The sequence below is a fragment of the Streptomyces sp. NPDC088785 genome (genome assembly GCF_044750685.1).
Lineage (GTDB): Bacteria > Actinomycetota > Actinomycetes > Streptomycetales > Streptomycetaceae > Streptomyces.
This window is the reverse complement of record NZ_JBIVKH010000009.1, coordinates 67,290-82,244: the sequence shown is the minus strand read 5'-3', so window position 1 is coordinate 82,244 and position 14,955 is coordinate 67,290. Positions and strand designations below refer to the sequence as shown.

Annotated in this window: 15 protein-coding genes and 2 pseudogenes; 8 read left to right on the top strand and 9 right to left on the bottom strand. The window is 75.0% G+C overall.

The genetic code is table 11. The features are described 5' to 3' along the window. Positions 1–4: 4 nt before the first annotated feature. Both ACIP5K_RS23840 and ACIP5K_RS23835 read right to left on the bottom strand, forming a co-directional pair. Positions 5–655 (bottom strand): DedA family protein, encoded by a 651-nt coding sequence (locus tag ACIP5K_RS23840; RefSeq protein WP_401412439.1) that lies wholly within the window; start codon positions 653–655, stop codon positions 5–7. Between the two features lie 171 nt (positions 656–826). Further along, the gene (locus ACIP5K_RS23835) at positions 827–1,279 is read right to left on the bottom strand and encodes a DUF4442 domain-containing protein (RefSeq protein ID WP_401412437.1); all 453 of its coding nucleotides are present in this window, start codon (positions 1,277–1,279) and stop codon (positions 827–829) included. Between the two features lie 116 nt (positions 1,280–1,395). Between ACIP5K_RS23835 and ACIP5K_RS23830 the strand changes: the two genes are divergently transcribed. Then, complete coding sequence (locus ACIP5K_RS23830) at positions 1,396–2,769, top strand: MFS transporter (RefSeq protein ID WP_401412436.1); 1,374 nt, start codon at positions 1,396–1,398, stop codon at positions 2,767–2,769. A 36-nt stretch (positions 2,770–2,805) separates the two neighbouring features. On the opposite strand, the gene ACIP5K_RS23825 is transcribed toward ACIP5K_RS23830, so the two are convergent. The 3 genes and pseudogenes from ACIP5K_RS23825 to ACIP5K_RS23815 form a co-directional block, all read right to left on the bottom strand. Further along, positions 2,806–3,666 carry a spermidine synthase gene (locus ACIP5K_RS23825; protein ID WP_401412435.1) on the bottom strand — a complete coding sequence of 287 codons (861 nt, stop codon included), beginning with the start codon at positions 3,664–3,666 and terminating at the stop codon, positions 2,806–2,808. Between the two features lie 56 nt (positions 3,667–3,722). Then, positions 3,723–4,931 carry an elongation factor Tu gene (gene tuf / locus ACIP5K_RS23820; RefSeq protein ID WP_401412433.1) on the bottom strand — a complete coding sequence of 403 codons (1,209 nt, stop codon included), beginning with the start codon at positions 4,929–4,931 and terminating at the stop codon, positions 3,723–3,725. A 369-nt stretch (positions 4,932–5,300) separates the two neighbouring features. Then, positions 5,301–5,423: pseudogene (locus ACIP5K_RS23815) on the bottom strand (DNA alkylation repair protein); the annotation flags it as partial. 90 nt (positions 5,424–5,513) lie between these two features. Between ACIP5K_RS23815 and ACIP5K_RS23810 the strand changes: the two are divergent. Beyond that, positions 5,514–6,278 carry a TVP38/TMEM64 family protein gene (locus tag ACIP5K_RS23810; RefSeq protein WP_401412432.1) on the top strand — a complete coding sequence of 255 codons (765 nt, stop codon included), beginning with the start codon at positions 5,514–5,516 and terminating at the stop codon, positions 6,276–6,278. A gap of 2 nt (positions 6,279–6,280) precedes the next feature. Here the strand turns inward: ACIP5K_RS23810 and ACIP5K_RS23805 are convergent, their stop codons facing one another. Then, positions 6,281–7,465, bottom strand: coding sequence for an MFS transporter (locus ACIP5K_RS23805; RefSeq protein ID WP_401412430.1), 1,185 nt, complete (start codon positions 7,463–7,465; stop codon positions 6,281–6,283). 76 nt (positions 7,466–7,541) lie between these two features. On the opposite strand from ACIP5K_RS23805, the gene ACIP5K_RS23800 reads away from it, so the two are divergent. The 3 genes from ACIP5K_RS23800 to ACIP5K_RS23790 all read left to right on the top strand — a co-directional run bounded on the left by ACIP5K_RS23800 (position 7,542) and on the right by ACIP5K_RS23790 (position 9,870). Next, on the top strand, positions 7,542–8,546 hold the full coding sequence (locus tag ACIP5K_RS23800; protein ID WP_401412428.1) for a transcriptional regulator: 1,005 nt from the start codon (positions 7,542–7,544) through the stop codon (positions 8,544–8,546). A gap of 161 nt (positions 8,547–8,707) precedes the next feature. Then, positions 8,708–9,583 carry an undecaprenyl-diphosphate phosphatase gene (locus tag ACIP5K_RS23795; RefSeq protein WP_401412427.1) on the top strand — a complete coding sequence of 292 codons (876 nt, stop codon included), beginning with the start codon at positions 8,708–8,710 and terminating at the stop codon, positions 9,581–9,583. Positions 9,584–9,681: 98 nt separating this feature from the next. Continuing rightward, positions 9,682–9,870 (top strand): CsbD family protein, encoded by a 189-nt coding sequence (locus ACIP5K_RS23790; protein ID WP_401412426.1) that lies wholly within the window; start codon positions 9,682–9,684, stop codon positions 9,868–9,870. Positions 9,871–9,888: 18 nt separating this feature from the next. Here ACIP5K_RS23790 and ACIP5K_RS23785 read toward each other — a convergent pair whose 3' ends face one another. Continuing rightward, the gene (locus ACIP5K_RS23785; protein WP_401412425.1) at positions 9,889–11,112 is read right to left on the bottom strand and encodes an erythromycin esterase family protein; all 1,224 of its coding nucleotides are present in this window, start codon (positions 11,110–11,112) and stop codon (positions 9,889–9,891) included. A gap of 69 nt (positions 11,113–11,181) precedes the next feature. Here ACIP5K_RS23785 and ACIP5K_RS23780 point away from each other — a divergent pair. Then, a pseudogene (locus ACIP5K_RS23780) lies at positions 11,182–11,904 on the top strand (MerR family transcriptional regulator); the annotation flags it as partial. Positions 11,905–12,114: 210 nt separating this feature from the next. On the opposite strand, the gene ACIP5K_RS23775 reads toward ACIP5K_RS23780, so the two are convergent. Both ACIP5K_RS23775 and ACIP5K_RS23770 read right to left on the bottom strand, forming a co-directional pair. Next, a complete protein-coding gene (locus ACIP5K_RS23775) occupies positions 12,115–12,441 on the bottom strand; it encodes a hypothetical protein (RefSeq protein WP_401412423.1) in 327 nt (108 codons plus the stop codon). Between the two features lie 72 nt (positions 12,442–12,513). Then, positions 12,514–13,227, bottom strand: a complete 714-nt coding sequence (locus tag ACIP5K_RS23770) for an SDR family NAD(P)-dependent oxidoreductase (protein ID WP_401412421.1) — start codon at positions 13,225–13,227, stop codon at positions 12,514–12,516. A 101-nt stretch (positions 13,228–13,328) separates the two neighbouring features. Between ACIP5K_RS23770 and ACIP5K_RS23765 the strand changes: the two genes are divergently transcribed. Next, positions 13,329–14,168, top strand: coding sequence for a helix-turn-helix transcriptional regulator (locus ACIP5K_RS23765; RefSeq protein ID WP_401412419.1), 840 nt, complete (start codon positions 13,329–13,331; stop codon positions 14,166–14,168). A gap of 5 nt (positions 14,169–14,173) precedes the next feature. Next, positions 14,174–14,923 carry a tyrosine-protein phosphatase gene (locus ACIP5K_RS23760; protein WP_401412416.1) on the top strand — a complete coding sequence of 250 codons (750 nt, stop codon included), beginning with the start codon at positions 14,174–14,176 and terminating at the stop codon, positions 14,921–14,923. The last annotated feature ends 32 nt before the right edge of the window (positions 14,924–14,955 follow it).

The window sequence follows — 14,955 nt, the reverse complement described above, 5'->3', positions numbered from 1 at the left end:
GCCGTCAGTCGGCGACGGCGACGGCCTCCGCCTCGGCGGCCTCGTGCGCGGCGGCCGACTTGGCGGCCCGGCGCTTGACGAGGAGCATCGACGCGAGCCCGACGAGCACGGCCACGCCCAGACCCACGTACGAGAACCGCTTCAGCCAGTCCTCCGCGACCACGCCCACGTAGTAGATGACGGCGGTGGTGCCGCCGGCCCAGACCACGCCGCCGAGGAAGTTCGCGATCAGGAACTTCCAGTACGGCATGTGCAGCACGCCCGCGAGCGGTCCGGCGAAGATGCGCAGCAGGGCGATGAACCGGCCGAAGAAGACGGCCCACATGCCCCACTTCTCGAACGAGCGCTCCGCGGTGGCGACATGGGCGGGTCCGAAGTGCCGGGGGAACCGGGCACCCAGCTTCGCGAGCAGCGGCCGGCCGCCCTTGCGGCCGATCGCGTACCCGATGGAGTCGCCGATCACGGCGCCCGCGCTGGCGCAGGCGCCGAGCACGATCGGGTTGACGTCGCCGTGCTGCGAGGACAGCAGGGCGGCGGAGACGAGGACGATCTCGCCGGGCAGCGGGATGCCGAGGCTCTCCAGGCCGATGACGCCCGCCACGAGGGCGTAGATGGCGACCGCCGGAACAGTGTCGAGCCACTCCTGGATGTGCACAGCAGCCGCCTCCCGTGAGACCCGCAGATTCGGTGTACCCGGCGCGCCCTCCCCTGGGGCACACACGCCGGGAAGCCTACCCGCTCGGCCCGGTCCGGCCGGTCCGGCCGGTTTGGCCGGAATCCGTACCGCCGCGGGCGACCCGATCCCCGGTTCCGGCCCCGCCGTCGCTCAGCCGTTGGGGCGGAGGGTCCAGACGACCTGCATCTCGCCGGTGACGGCGCCGTCCTCGCGACGGATCTCGATGGTGACCGGGAACTCGGGGCGCTGCCCCGCGTCCAGCTCCGCGACGACGTCCGCGGCCGGGCGGCCGAGCGTGGCGGTCGCGGTGACCGGGCCCATGGCCAGCTTCTTGTAGGCGATCTCGGCGCTCACGGCCAGTGGCACGGCGCGCGCGAGCTGGTCGCCGAAGGCGGCGAGCACGATGGCGCCGCTCGCGGACTCGCCGAGCGTGAACATCGCTCCGGCGTGCGGGCCGCCCACGTGGTTGTGGTAGTCGGCCTGGTCGGGGAGGGAGACCACGGCCCGCTCGGGGCTGGTCTCGAGGAAGTCGAGGTGCAGGGTGCGAGCCATCGGCACGGTGGCGGCGAGCATCTCGCCGATGGACATCTGGTCAGCGCTCATGACCGCATGTTACCCACGGGTAGCTAGCTTGGCCATCCCCGCCCGGGGCCCGGCCGGGCGTGCGTCCCCCGATCGAATGGTTTGGCAAATGTGCGTTCGACGGCGATAGTCCCTCAGTGACCTCCTCATCCGCCGCCGCGCCGACCCCCTCGAAGCCCTCGCGCCGGCCCGCCTGGGCCGGGCGGAACTACACCCTCCTCGCCGGGTCGGCGTTCATCACCGCGCTCGGCGCGAACGGCGCGCTGATCGCCTCGGCGTTCGCCGTGCTGGAGACCGGCGGCGACGGCGGCGACGTGGGTCTGGTGGCGGCGGCCCGCACGCTGTTCCTGGTGGTCTTCCTGCTGGTCGGCGGCGCGGTCGCCGACCGGCTCCCGCGCCATCACGTCATGGTCGCGGCCAACGCCCTGAGCTTCCTGTCCCAGGGCGCCTTCGCGCTGCTGGTCCTCACCGGCGAGCCGCGGCTGTGGCAGATGATGGCGCTCAGCGCCCTGGGCGGCACGGGCCAGGCGTTCTTCAGTCCGGCGGCCGAGGGCATGCTGATGTCCTCGGTCACCAGCGAACAGGCCAGCCGGGCGTTCGCCCTGTTCCGGATGGCGATGTCGGGCGCCGCGGTGGGCGGCGCCGCGCTCGGCGGCGTGCTGGTCGCCGCGTTCGGCCCCGGCTGGGTGCTCGCGGTGGACGCGGCGGCGTTCGCGGTCGCGGGCGCGCTGCGCTGCTTCCTCGACGTGAGCCACATCGCCCCGCGCGCCCCGGGCGGCGGCCTCCTCGCCGACATGCGCGACGGCTGGCGGGAGGTCGTCTCGCGGCCCTGGCTGTGGGGCATCGTCGCCCAGTTCTCGGTGGTGGTCGCCGTGGTGGGCGCCGCCGAGTCGGTGTTCGGGCCGCTGGTGGCCCGCGACGAGCTGGGCGGGGCCGGGCCGTGGGGGTTCGCGCTCGGCGCGTTCGGGGTCGGCACCATCCTCGGCGGGCTGCTGATGATGCGCTGGAAGCCGAAGCGGCTGCTGTTCGCGGCGACCGTGTCGGTGTTCTCGCTCGCCCTGCCGTCGGCGGCGCTCGCGGTACCGGTGCCGCTGCCGGCGCTGGTGGCCGTGATGTTCGTCAGCGGCATCATGATCGAGGTGTTCGGCGTCTCCTGGATCACCGCCCTGCACCAGGAGATCCCCGAGGAGAAGCTGTCGCGGGTCTCCGCCTACGACTGGTTCGGCTCGGTGGCGATGGTCCCGCTGGCCACGGCGCTGGCCGGGCCGGCCGAGACGGCGTTCGGCCGGACGGCGTCGCTGTGGGGCTGCGCGGCCCTGGTGGTCGCCGCGACGACGGCGGTGCTCTTCGTGCCGGACGTCCGCAACCTGCGGCGCAGGGACTCGACCGGGGTGGCGGGCGCCGTCGCGGCCACGGGCCCGGACGACGCGGCGGCGGTCGGGGTGACGGGCGCGGCCACGGCGGCGGTGACCGCGACCGAACCGGTGGCGGCGCCGGCCCGCGACGCCTGACCGGCGGGCGGAGCACCCCGCGCGCCGCTCCCCCGCTCACCCCACGCTGAACGAACCCCCCGGCGGCTCCGGCGACGGCACCGCCTCGGCGTCCGCGACCGGCCGGGCGTCGCCGACGAACCGGCGCAGCGCGTCGCCGTGTTCGACCCGGGCGGGGAACGCGTCGCGCGCGGTGCGGCGGGCCAGCTCCGGCACGTCGAAGGCGGCCCGGGAGGCGACGAGCACGGCGTTGCCGAACCGGCGCCCGCGCAGCACCGCGGGCTCGGCGATCAGCGCGACGTGCGGGAACACCGCGCGGAAGGTCGCCAGTTGGGAGCGCAGGAAGGCGAAGGGCGCGCCGTCGGCGAGGTTCGCCGCGTAGGTGCCGGCGGGCCGCAGGACCCGGTCCGCCTGGCGCGCGTACTCCAGGGTGGCCAGGTGGGCCGGGACCCGGGAGCCGCTGAACACGTCCGCGACGAGCACGTCCGCGCTGTCCGCGGGCGCCGCCTCCAGCCAGGCCCGCGCGTCCCCGCCGTGCACGGCGACGCCCGCTCCCCCGTCCGGCAGCGGCAGCCGCTCGGCGATCAGTTCGCGCAGCCCGGCGTCGGCCTCGACGACGTGCTGGCGGGAGCCGGGCCGGGTGGCGGCGACGTAGCGGGGCAGCGTCAGGGCGCCGCCGCCGAGGTGCAGCGCGTCGAGCGGCGCCCCGTCCGCGGCGACGCAGTCGAGGACGTGGCCGAGGCGCCGGGCGTACTCGAACTCCAGGTACGCCGGGTCGTCGAGGTCGACGTAGGACTGGGGCGCTCCGTCGATCGTGAGCAGCCAGGCCCGGCGCCGGTCCACGTCGGGCAGCAGTCTGGCCGTGCCGTGGTCGACGGCGCGGACGACGGGTATCGGCTCGGGTTCGGGTGTGCTCACCCGGCCATTGTGCCGGGCCCGGGGACCCGCGACGGGGTCCCCGGGCCCGGCGGCCCTCAGGCGCCGGGCTCCACGGTCGTCACCGTGCCCGCGCCGACGGTCCGCCCGCCCTCGCGGATCGCGAAGCCGAGGCCGGGCTCCAGCGGCACCGCCCGGCCCAGCTCGACCGTCATGGTGACGGTCTCGCCGGGCCGCGCGACGGCCGCGCCGCCGAGGTCGATGTCTCCGACGACGTCCGCGGTGCGCAGGTAGAACTGCGGCCGGTAGCCGGTGGCGACGGGCGTGCTGCGGCCGCCCTCCGCCGCCGACAGGACGTACACCCGCGCGGTGAACCGCCGCGCGGGCCGCACGCTGCCGGGTGCGGCGACGACGTGCCCGCGCCGCACCGCGTCGCGGGCCACCCCGCGCAGCAGCAGCGCGACGTTGTCCCCGGCCTGCGCCTCGTCCATCGGCCTGCCGAAGGTCTCGACGCCGGTGACGACGGTCTCGGCGTCCTTGACGCCCGCGCCGTCGCGGCCGTCCCGCGGTCCGTGGACGCACACGCGGTCCCCGACCCGGATCCGGCCGCGCTCGACGGCGCCGGTCACGACCGTGCCGCGCCCGCTGATGGTCATGACGTTCTCGACCGACAGCAGGAACGGCGCGTCGACGTACCGCTCGGGCATCGGGACATAGGTGTCCACGGCGTCGAGCAGCGCCTCGATCGACGCCGTCCAGCGCGGGTCGCCGGCCAGCGCCCCGAGCCCCGACACCCGTACGACGGGCACCGAGTCGCCTCCGTAGCCGTGCGCGGAGAGCAGGTCGCGCACCTCGAGCTCGACGAGGTCGGTCAGCTCCTCGTCGCCGGCGTCCGCCTTGTTCAGGGCGACGACGACGTGATCGACGCCGACCTGCCGGGCGAGCAGCACGTGCTCGGCGGTCTGCGGCATGACCCCGTCGAGCGCGGAGACGACGAGGATCGCCCCGTCGAGCTGGGCGGCGCCGGTGACCATGTTCTTGACGTAGTCGGCGTGGCCCGGCATGTCCACGTGCGCGTAGTGCCGGGTGTCGGTCTCGTACTCGACGTGGGCGAGGTTGATGGTGATGCCGCGCAGCGCCTCCTCGGGCGCCTTGTCGATGCGGTCGAAGGGGACGAACGTGCCCCCGCCGCGCTCGGCGAGGACCTTGGTGATGGCGGCGGTCAGGGTGGTCTTGCCGTGGTCGACGTGGCCCATGGTGCCGATGTTCAGGTGCGGCTTGGTGCGCACGTATGCCGTCTTGGGCATGGCCGGGTGGTCCCTTCCGGAACTGCGGAGACGTACTGGCCTCCTGCGGGAGGCGGGGACCCCTGAGCCGGACCGACCCTCCCCCTGCGGGGTCCGCCGGAATGTCCGGAGAGGGTCAGCGTCGCGCGCCGTCGGCTGCCGCGAGCGTGACGGCGGGGAGAACGGCAGCCTGAGCAGTGTCCGCGACCGCGGACGGAGCTGCGAGGAAGGCGTACCGGAACATGAGGCAGAGCATGTACCGGCGGGCGGCGCGCGTCGACCGGTTTTCCGCGCCGGGCGGGGCCGTCGCCCACCCGCTCACGGGCCCGCGTTCCTCAGGGCCTCGCGCACGGACAGCGGTGCGAGGACGTCCCGGTGGGCGGCGACGAAGGCGCGCACGAGTCCGCCCACCCCATGGGCGGCGAGGTGGTCGACGGTGTCCCACCAGGACACGGTGGTGATCAGCCGGCGGGCCACCGGCAGGAAGTCCGGGGAGAGCACGCGGACATGGCGGCTCGTTCCTTCCCGGCGGGGAACCGCGGTGGGGGAGAAGTGCGACACAACCTACGGCGAACTTATGTAAGTGTCGGCTAGTCTCCCCGGATGTTCGACACCGTCTCCGCCCGGCCCGCCGGGTTCGCGGCACGCTGCTCCAAGGTGCTGCTGTCCCCCTGGTCACGGCTGTCGCTCCTGATGCTGCTGCTGGCGGCGGCCGCCACGTGCGTGCTGCTCTTCGAACCGCAGCGGCTCCTCCAGGACGGCTGGCCACGCCAGTTGACCGGTGCGTTCGCGGTCGTGGCGTTCACCGTGGCGTACGGCCTGTGCACGGTGGCGTTCGTCCCGAGACCGCTGCTCAATCTGGCGGCGGGCGCGCTGTTCGGCTCCCAGCTGGGGCTGCTCGGGGCGATCGGCGGGACGGTCCTGGGCGCCGGTGTCTCCTTCGGCCTGGGCCGGGTCCTCGGCCAGGACGCGCTGCGCCCGCTGCTGCGGGGCCGCTGGCTGAAGGCCGCGGACGGCCAGCTGAGCAGGCACGGCTTCCGCTCGATGCTGGCGGCCCGGCTCTTCCCCGGGGTGCCGTTCTGGGCGGCGAACTACTGCGCGTCGGTGTCCCGGATGCGCTGGGCCCCGTTCCTGCTGGCCACCGCGCTCGGCTCGGTCCCGAACACGGCGGCCTACGTGGTGGCGGGCGCCCGCGCGTCCACGCCCACCTCTCCCGTGTTCCTGATCGCGATGGGGTTCATCGCGGTGACGGGCCTGGGCGGCGCGGTGGTCGCCTGGTTCAAGCGGCACCAGTGGAGCCCCCCGCGCGAGCAGCCGCCCTCCGCGGACGCCCGCGCGGAGGAGCCGGAGGAGTCGGCGGCGCGCTGACGTCAGGCGCGGGCCGCCGCCCGCGCCGCGCCCGGCTCCCGCAGTCCGGGCCCGAGGGCCAGCGTCACCACCACCGACAGCGCCGCGAGGACCGCCATCGCGGGTGCGGGCCGGACGAGCTGGGCGAGCGCGCCCGCCAGGAGCGCCCCCACCCCCTGCATCGTCAGCATCCCGGCCGTGTGCAATCCGAGGGCGTGGCCGGCGAGTTCGTCCGGGGTGAGCGCGACGAGGCGTTCCTGGAGGAGCAGGCTCGCCGAGAAGCCGAGGGAGGCGACGGCCACCGCGACGAGGGCGGCGGGCAGCGCGGGGCGCATCGCGAACACCAGGTAGGGCGCGGCGAGCAGCAGCCGGAGCGGGGCGCCGAGGCGGGCCCGTGCGCGCGGCGGCAGGAAGCGGCCCGCGACGACGTCCCCCACGAGCATGCCGAGTGCGGCGCTCGCGAGCAGCAGGCCCGCGTGCCCGGTGTCGTACGGGACGAAGAGCGCCTCGCAGCCGACGATCAGGCCGTTGGGCACCCAGAGCGCCAGGTAGACGTAGCGGCGCGGGACCGAGGACCACAGCAGGGCGTTGCCGCGCAGGGTCGCGCGCAGGGAGGGGCGGCCCGCGGCGCGGGGCGGGCGGGCGCCGAGCCCGGTGCGGGCCACCGCGGCCGCCAGGACGCAGAGGCCGGCTGCGATCACCAGGGTGCCGCGCGCGGAGAGCGCCGTGACCAGGACGCCGCCCAGCGCGTACCCGAGGACCTGGCAGACGCCGGAGCTGAGGTTGAGCAGCGAACGGCCCAGCAGGTAGCCGTTCTTGTCGAGGAGGTCGGTGAGCAGGCCGTAGCGGACGCCGCCGCCGAGCGCCGCGGGCACGCCCTGGACCAGGACGAGCGCGAGCGCGGCGGCCGTCGGCAGGCCGGGCGCGGCCTGGAGCAGGGTGGCGAGGGCCAGGAAGAGGGAGAGTCCGGCCAGGACCGCGCGCGGCGGCAGCCGGTCCGCCGCCGACAGCAGGGTGAGCGCGCCGACGACCTGGGCGAGGGCGGGGCCGAACATGGCGAGCGCGGACAGCAGCGGCGAGCCCGTCCGGGTGTAGACGAGGGAGCCGAGGGCGAGGCCGCCGACCGTCTGGGCGGCGACCTGGAGCGAGCAGGCGGCGAAGAAGGGGGTGAACTCGGGGGCGGCGAACAGGTCCCGGTAGGTACGCATGGACGGAGGGTGCGCGGGGGCGGCGGCCCGGCGTTAATGTTTCGCGGTACGGCGAAACGAGCGGGGCGGGGTGGGCGTGGGGATCTGGCGGGTCGACGCCGACACGCTCGCGGGCAGCCGGTTCGTGGTGTCGTCGCTCGCGGAGGCGACGGCGAGCCTGAAGAAGCTCGCCGACCCGCGGGCCGCGCACCCCGGCGAGCGGCGCTGGCTGGACGCCCATCTGCCCGCCTACCGCGCGCGGCTGGCGGGGGATCCGGTGACGGCGGCGCTGCTGGACGCCGCGTTCGGGGCGCTCTGGACCGCCGACTTCCTCACCCCGACCCCCCACGGGCGGTGCGACCTGGACCTCGACGACGGGCTCGCCCGGATCGCGGGCACCTCGTCGGACGCGGTGCGCGCGGACCTCGCGGCGTCGTGGCCGGGCCCGCTGCCGCCGTCGCTCGCGGGCGCCGACGACCTCGCGGAGCGGGCGGCGCGGCTGCTGGACTGGGTGTGGCGAAAGACGGTGCTGCCGGAGTGGCCGCGCAGGCGCCGGATCATCGAGGCCGATGTCGTCGCCCGGACCAGGGAACTGTCGGTCGGCGGCTGGGCCGCGGCGTTCGGCGCGCTGCGGCCGACGATGCGCTGGGAGGGCGACGGGCGGCTGCGGATCAACGCCCACGACTACCCGCCGCGTGACCTCTCGGGGGCGCGGCTGCTGTTCGTGCCGGTGACCCCGCGCCAGGGCTGGGTGTCCTGGCCCGAGCCGCCGGCCGGTTCGGCGGTGCCGCCGGACCGGTACGCGGTGGTCTACCCGTGTGCGGGCGCGCTCGCGGACGCGGACCGGGTGACGCCGCCGGACGGGCTGGCCGCACTGCTCGGGGCGGCCCGCGCCCGCGTCCTGGTGCTGCTCGACCGGCCGCTGACGACGACCCAGCTGACGGCGCTGACCGGGCAGGGGCTGGGGTCGGTGGGCCGCCATCTGAAGGTACTGGCCGGGGCCCGGCTGGTGGGCAGCCGCCGGGCGGGGCGCTCGGTGCTGTACTTCCGCACCCCGGCCGCGGACACCCTGCTGTCGGCCCAGCGTGACACGGATGTCTAGCGGACTTCGCCCGCCCGTCACTTTCGGCGGTTAGCGTGCCCACGCGTGTGCCCGTGCCCCCGTGGTCACGGGAGCGCTCTCCTCCCCACCCTGTCCCCGTCCTGTCCGGTGCGCGCCCCGCCGCCGGTCCCGCCCCCGGCCCCTGGATCGCGTACTTCTCCATGTCTTGGTTCGAATCCCTCATTCTCGGCCTCGTCCAGGGGCTCACCGAGTTCCTGCCGGTCTCGTCCAGCGCGCATCTGCGGCTGACGGCCGCCTTCGCCGGCTGGAGCGACCCGGGGGCCGCCTTCACGGCGATCACCCAGCTCGGCACGGAGACGGCCGTGGTGCTGTACTTCCGCAAGGACATAGCCCGGATCGTCTCGGCGTGGTCCAGGTCGCTGACCGACCGGACGCTGCGCGGGGACCACGACGCCCGGATGGGCTGGCTGGTGATCGTCGGCTCGATCCCGATCGGCGTGCTGGGCGTCACGCTCAAGGACCAGATCGAGGGGCCGTTCCGTGATCTGCGGCTGACGGCGGCGACACTCATCGCGATGGGGGTCGTGCTCGGCGTCGCGGACCGGCGCGCCGCCCGGGACGAGCTGGGCGGACGGCACCGCGCCGTCCGCCCGCGCAAGGAGCTGAAGGACCTGTCCGTGAAGGACGGCCTGATCTACGGCCTGTGCCAGGCCCTGGCCCTGATCCCCGGCGTCTCCCGGTCCGGCGCGACGATCAGCGGCGGGCTCTTCCTCGGCTACACCCGCGAGTCGGCGGCCCGTTACTCCTTCCTGCTGGCCATTCCGGCCGTGCTGGCCTCCGGCGTCTTCGAGTTGAAGGACGCGACCGAGGGCGGGCACGTGGCGTGGGGGCCGACGGTGTTCGCGACGCTGATCGCGTTCGGGGTCGGCTACGCGATCATCGCGTGGCTGATGAAGTACATCTCCAGCAAGAGCTTCATGCCGTTCGTGTATTACCGGATCGCGCTCGGCGTCGCGCTGATCGTGCTGGTCACCCTGGGGGTGCTGAGTCCGCACGCCGCCGAGTCGGCCGGATAGGGCCCGTGCGCCGGAGCGGCCCGCGCCTCCGGATGCGGGCCGCGCGAGCCGCCCGTAACGTCGCAGACGACCCCGAACCACCACATCAAGGAGTCGTCATGAGCGACAACAACCTGGACAAGGCCAAGGGCAAGGCCAAGGAGATGCTGGGCAAGGCCACCGGCAACGACCGGATGAAGACCGAGGGCAAGGTCGACCAGGCCAAGGCCGACACGGCGGGCCTGCGGGACAAGGCCGAGGACAAGGTCAAGGGCGTCCGCGACTCCCTGAGCAACGACGACGACTGACGCCGGCCCGGCCCGTCGTCAAGGACCCGGCGTCGTCGACGCCGGGTCCTGACCGGTGCGCGGGGGCAGGTCCTTCACGAAGACGAGTGCGTCGCAGTCCCCCAGGTGGGAGGGGTCGAGCGGCGCGTAGCCGAACCAGGGCGAGACGCGGGGCACCGACGCCCGGTCGGCGAGCGCGGCGGGGTCGACGAGGCAGCGGTCCCCCGGGAGCGCGTACAGCATCCCTTCGAGCGTGTCCGGGGGCGGGGCGTCGACGCCCCGGTGGCCGATCGTGCCGAGGGCCGTGGCCACGAACGCGTACTCCTCCCCCAGCCGGGCCGCCACGAGCGCGCCGGCGCTCCACCAGTGCAGGAGCGGGAGGCCCGTCATGCGCAGTGAGCTGCGCGGGCGTTGCAGATGGGCGTTGTGGGCGAAGACCAGGGTGGGGCCGCGCCCGGCGAGGTCGAGCAGGGTGTCGGCCATCATGGAGTCCCGTACGCCGAGGAGCCGGGTCATCCGGTGCGGCGAGGGGTCCGCCATGGCGTGGTGGTAGCGCAGCAGGCCGACGGCGGTCCGCGCGTGCAGCCGGGCCCGGTCCCAGGCCTCGCGCGAATGGGCGGCGATCAGGAGCGGGGCCTGGGCGTCGAGCAGCGCCAGCAGGTCGTCGGCGAGCAGCCGGAGCCGGGACGCGTCGGCCGAGCGGCCCACCGAGCGGGCCGGGTCCCGCATCGCGGCGGGCTCGGTCCAGCGCGCGTCGGCGCCGAGCAGGCCGTCGAGGGTGTGCGCCGGGCACGGCAGCAGGTCCGCGTCGCCGTGGTCCGCGAGATAGGTGTGGAGCGTGGTGAGGGACCGTCGCGGGCTCTCGGCGGCGTGGATCTCCAGCGGACCGTCGAACCCCGCGAACCGCAGCCGGTCGGCGGACGGCCGTCCTTCGTTGAACTCCCGCATCCAGGCGACGAGTTCGCGGTTGGCGGCGGAGGCGCCGAGGCCGTGTCCGAAGCCGCGTCCCATGAGGTCGTCGAGCGGTTCCGTGGTGGCTCCGGTGACGTGGTCGTCGACCGCGAGCCCGCGCAGGCAGTCGCTCTCGACGGCGATCGTCCGGTAGCCCGCCTCCTCGACGAGCTGGCGGAACAGGGTGTTGCGCAGGTGGAGGAGGGCGTCCTCGCCGTGGGTCGGCTCGCCCAGGGCCAGGAGGCGGGGGCGGCCGGTCGGCAGCAGCCGCAGCAGCGCGGCGGCCTCGATGCCGAAAGCGTCGATGTCCATACCGTCAACGCTATCTTTGAACCTTCGGTGGAGACTTTCCGTGGGCTGTTGGCGTGGAACGGGGATGACATGGTGTCGGACTCTCAAAGGCGAGATGGGCGGGTGCGGCTCCGGCCCGTGGACCTGGCGCGCGAGCACGGCCTGTCCACGCAGGCGGTCCGCAACTACGAGGAGGACGGGATCCTCCCGCCGGCCGCGCGCTCCCCGCACGGCTACCGCGCCTATACGCCGCTGCACGCGCTGGCGTTGACGGCGTTCCGCGCCCTGCTGCCCGGGCACGGGCACGCGACGGCCGCGGCGGTTCTGCGCGCGTTGCACGAGGGCACGGTCGACGAGGCGTTGCGCCTCATCGACGAGAGCCATGCCCAACTGCTGGAGGACCGCCGGACGTTGGCCGCGGTGGAGCGCGCGCTGCGGGGTCTTGAGCCGGTCCCCGCGGCGGCGCCGGGGCGGGCGCCGAGGTTCATCGGGCCGCTGGCGCGGGAGCTGGGCATCCGGCCCGCGACGCTGCGCAAGTGGGAGCGGGCCGGGGTCGTGCGGCCGGGCCGCGATCCCGCGACCGGCTACCGGGTGTACGACGAGGCCGACGTGCGGGACGCCCGGCTCGCCCACCAACTGCGGCGCGGGGGCTACCTGTTAGAGCGGATCGCGCCGCTGATCGAGCAGGTGCGCGCGGCGGGCGGCACCGAGCCGCTGGCGGCCACCCTGCGCGACTGGCACGACCGGCTGGCCGCCCGCGCCCGGGCGATGCTGGCGGGTGCGGGCGAGCTGGAGAGGTACCTGCGCGCCCGGACGGCCTCCCCGACCGGGGGCGCCGACGCCGTCGATGCCGCTGCCGCCGGTGCCGCGGACGCCCCGGAGCGGGCCGGGCTCTCCGCGGACGGGCCCACGCGGTCGCGCACCGACGCCCCGGGCGTTCGGCCCGCATGACGTGGCCCGGGTCGGGTTCCGCGGCGGCACCGGACACGGCGCACCTCGGGCACCGCCGAGGCCGGAACCGGTTCACCGCGTCGGCGGTCCGGTCTCCCGGGCCACGCGCAGCGCCACCTCGTGCAGGTCGGGGCAGCGCCGGTCGTCGACCGGGCAGATCTGCTCCGGGTCGAAGCGGAAGCCGGGGCGCAGCGCCGTCACGGCCTCGACGCACAGCGTGCAGACCGTGGTGGCGTCGAGGCGCACGCTGTCCTGCTCCTCGCCGCAGAACGCCGTGCGCCACGACGCGTCGCGGCAGCACACCAGGTGCCCGATCTCGTCGGGGTCGGTGCCGAGGTCGAGGTGCGGCGCGGGCCGCGTCCTGGTCGGCGTACGGGAGGGATCCGCGGAGGCTGTCACGCCCGGGACGATACGGCGGCGGCCCGGCCGGCCGCCGCCGGTTTTCCGCCGCGCGCGCCGCTCACCAGCCGCTCACCAGGGGACGGGACCCGACGCGGTGAAGAATCCGCCGGTCGGCCCGTCCGGGCCGAGCCGGGCCATGCGGACGATGATCTCGGCGCCCTCCTCGACCGTCTGGGTGCCGGTGTTGCCGTTGAGGTCGGTCCTGGTGAAGCCGGGCTCCACGGAGTTGATCCGCATACGGGGGAACGCCTTCGCGTACTGGACGGTGAGCATGTTCACGGCGGTCTTGGAGGCCGGATAGGCGATGCCCGGGTAGAAGCCGGCCGGGGCGTCCGGGGTGGCGATGAGGGCCATCGAGCCGAGGCCGCTGGACACGTTCACGATGACGGGCGCGGCGGAGCGGTCGAGGAGCGGCAGGAAGGCGTGGGTGACCCGGAGGGTGCCGAAGACGTTGGTCTCGAACAGCGGGCGGAGGGTGTCGACGGTCTCGTCGGCCGGGGCGACGATGCCGTTGCCCGCGGTGCGGCCCTCGATGCCGGCGTTGTTGACCAGGACGTCGAGGACGCCGTCGTGGGCGGCCCCGATCGTCGCCGCGGCGGCGGTGACGGAGTCCTCGTCGGTCACGTCGAGGACGACGTGCCGGGCGCCGAGCTCCTCGGCGGCGCGGCGGCCCTTCCCGGGGTCGCGGCTGCCGAGGTAGACGGTGTGGCCCGCCTCGATCAGGCGGCGGGCGGTTTCGCGGCCGAGGCCCTTGTTGGCCCCGGTGATGAGTGTCGTGGTCATGGGTCGAGCCTGGGCCGGGAAGCCGCTCCGTGCCAGCCGTCCGGTCTTCCTGGGACCGCCGGTACCAGGAAGATCCGTGCGCGAGCGGGCAGAGTGGGGGGATGAGCAACGACTTCGGGGACGCCGTGCGGCGCTGGCGGGACCGCGTCCGGCCCGAGTCGGCCGGGCTGACCCCGGTGGGGCAGCGGCGCGCCGCCGGGCTGCGCCGCGAGGAGCTCGCGCTGCTGGCGGGGATCTCCGCGGACTACGTCACCCGCCTCGAACAGGGGCGGGCCAGTCATCCCTCGGACCAGGTCGTCGCGGCGCTGGCCCGCGCCCTGCGGCTGTCCGGGGCCGAGCGGGAGCACCTGTTCCGGCTGGCGGGGCTGGTGCCGCCCGGCCCGGACCGGGTGCCGGGCTCGCTCACGCCGAGCGTGCACCGGCTGCTGGAGCGGCTGGCCGGGACGCCGGTCGCGGTGTTCGACGCCGCGTGGACGCTGCTGCTCGCGAACCCGCTGCACACGGCGCTGCTCGGGGAGCGCCCCGACTGGCGCGCGCACCGGAGCAACGGCGTGTGGTGGACGTTCCTCGGCCCGCCCGGCCGGGTGCGGCTCGGGCCCGGGGAGCGCCGGGCGATGGAGGCGGCGCTGGTCGCGGATCTGCGGGCGACGGCGAGCCGCTATCCGGCGGATCCGGAAGTGTCCGCGCTGGTCGCCGTGTTGCGGGCGGACAGTCCCCGGTTCGCCGAGCTGTGGGAGACGGGGGCGGTGGGCCGGCACGAGGCGGCGCGCAAGACGGTCGACCACCCGCGGATCGGCCCGCTGACGCTGGACTGCGACATCCTCACCGTCGCGGGCGACGACCTGCGGGTGATGGTGTACACGGCCGAGCCGGGCACACCGGACGCCGACGCCCTGGCCCTGCTGGCGGCGCGGGAGGTTCCGGACCTGCTCGTACCATGACGCGCATGATCCGCCACCACGCCTTCGCCCGCCTGCACAACTTCCGTGACCTGGGCGGCTGTCGCACCGTCGACGGCCGCACCGTCCGGTGGGGGCGGCTGTACCGCTCCGACGCCCTGTCGAAGCTGGACCCCGCCTCCGGCGAGGAGGCGGCGCGGGCCGACTGGGAGAGGTACACGGCCCTCGGCATACGGACCGTGATCGATCTGCGCCATGCGTGGGAGATCGACGCGAACGGCCGTGCGCCGGAGGTCCCCGGTCAGCGCTGGGTCCATCTGAGCGTGGAGCACCGCCCGTACGACCAGGCCGTGATCGACCCGGACGTCGACCCGTGGCGTCACCTCGCCGACCGCTATCTGGAGGTCGCCCACGACGGGGCGGGCGAGCTGCGGGAGGCGCTCGGCCTGATCGCGGCCGCCGACGGGCCGCTCGTCTTCCACTGCGCGTCCGGCAAGGACCGCACCGGGCTGCTCGCCGCGCTGGTCCTCACCCTGGTCGGGGTGGACGAGGACGGGGTGGCGGCCGATTTCGCGCTCACCGGACTCGCCCGGAATCGTCTTCTCGCCGATTGGCGGGCGGCGCACGGGGGACGCGAGCCGAGCTGGCCGGGGTTCGGCCGCGCCCCCGAGACGATCATGCGGTTGTTCCTCGCCGACCTGTCCGCGCAGTTCGGGAGCGTCCACGGGTACGTCACCGGACACCTCGGCCTGGACGAGGACTCGATCGACCGGCTCCGCCGGGGACTGCTCGACTGATCGACAACTTCACGCCAAGAACGATCACTTGA

Excerpts from the sequence above, each read along its gene's own strand:
- ACIP5K_RS23835 (WP_401412437.1), bottom strand. The coding sequence starts at position 1,279 with ATGAGCGCTGACCAGATGTCCATCGGCGAGATGCTCGCCGCCACCGTG.
- tuf (WP_401412433.1), bottom strand. The coding sequence starts at position 4,931 with ATGCCCAAGACGGCATACGTGCGCACCAAGCCGCACCTGAACATCGGC.
- ACIP5K_RS23810 (WP_401412432.1), top strand. The coding sequence starts at position 5,514 with ATGTTCGACACCGTCTCCGCCCGGCCCGCCGGGTTCGCGGCACGCTGC.
- ACIP5K_RS23805 (WP_401412430.1), bottom strand. The coding sequence starts at position 7,465 with ATGCGTACCTACCGGGACCTGTTCGCCGCCCCCGAGTTCACCCCCTTC.
- ACIP5K_RS23795 (WP_401412427.1), top strand. The coding sequence starts at position 8,708 with ATGTCTTGGTTCGAATCCCTCATTCTCGGCCTCGTCCAGGGGCTCACC.
- ACIP5K_RS23790 (WP_401412426.1), top strand. The coding sequence starts at position 9,682 with ATGAGCGACAACAACCTGGACAAGGCCAAGGGCAAGGCCAAGGAGATG.
- ACIP5K_RS23785 (WP_401412425.1), bottom strand. The coding sequence starts at position 11,112 with ATGGACATCGACGCTTTCGGCATCGAGGCCGCCGCGCTGCTGCGGCTG.
- ACIP5K_RS23770 (WP_401412421.1), bottom strand. The coding sequence starts at position 13,227 with ATGACCACGACACTCATCACCGGGGCCAACAAGGGCCTCGGCCGCGAA.
- ACIP5K_RS23765 (WP_401412419.1), top strand. The coding sequence starts at position 13,329 with ATGAGCAACGACTTCGGGGACGCCGTGCGGCGCTGGCGGGACCGCGTC.
- ACIP5K_RS23760 (WP_401412416.1), top strand. The coding sequence starts at position 14,174 with ATGATCCGCCACCACGCCTTCGCCCGCCTGCACAACTTCCGTGACCTG.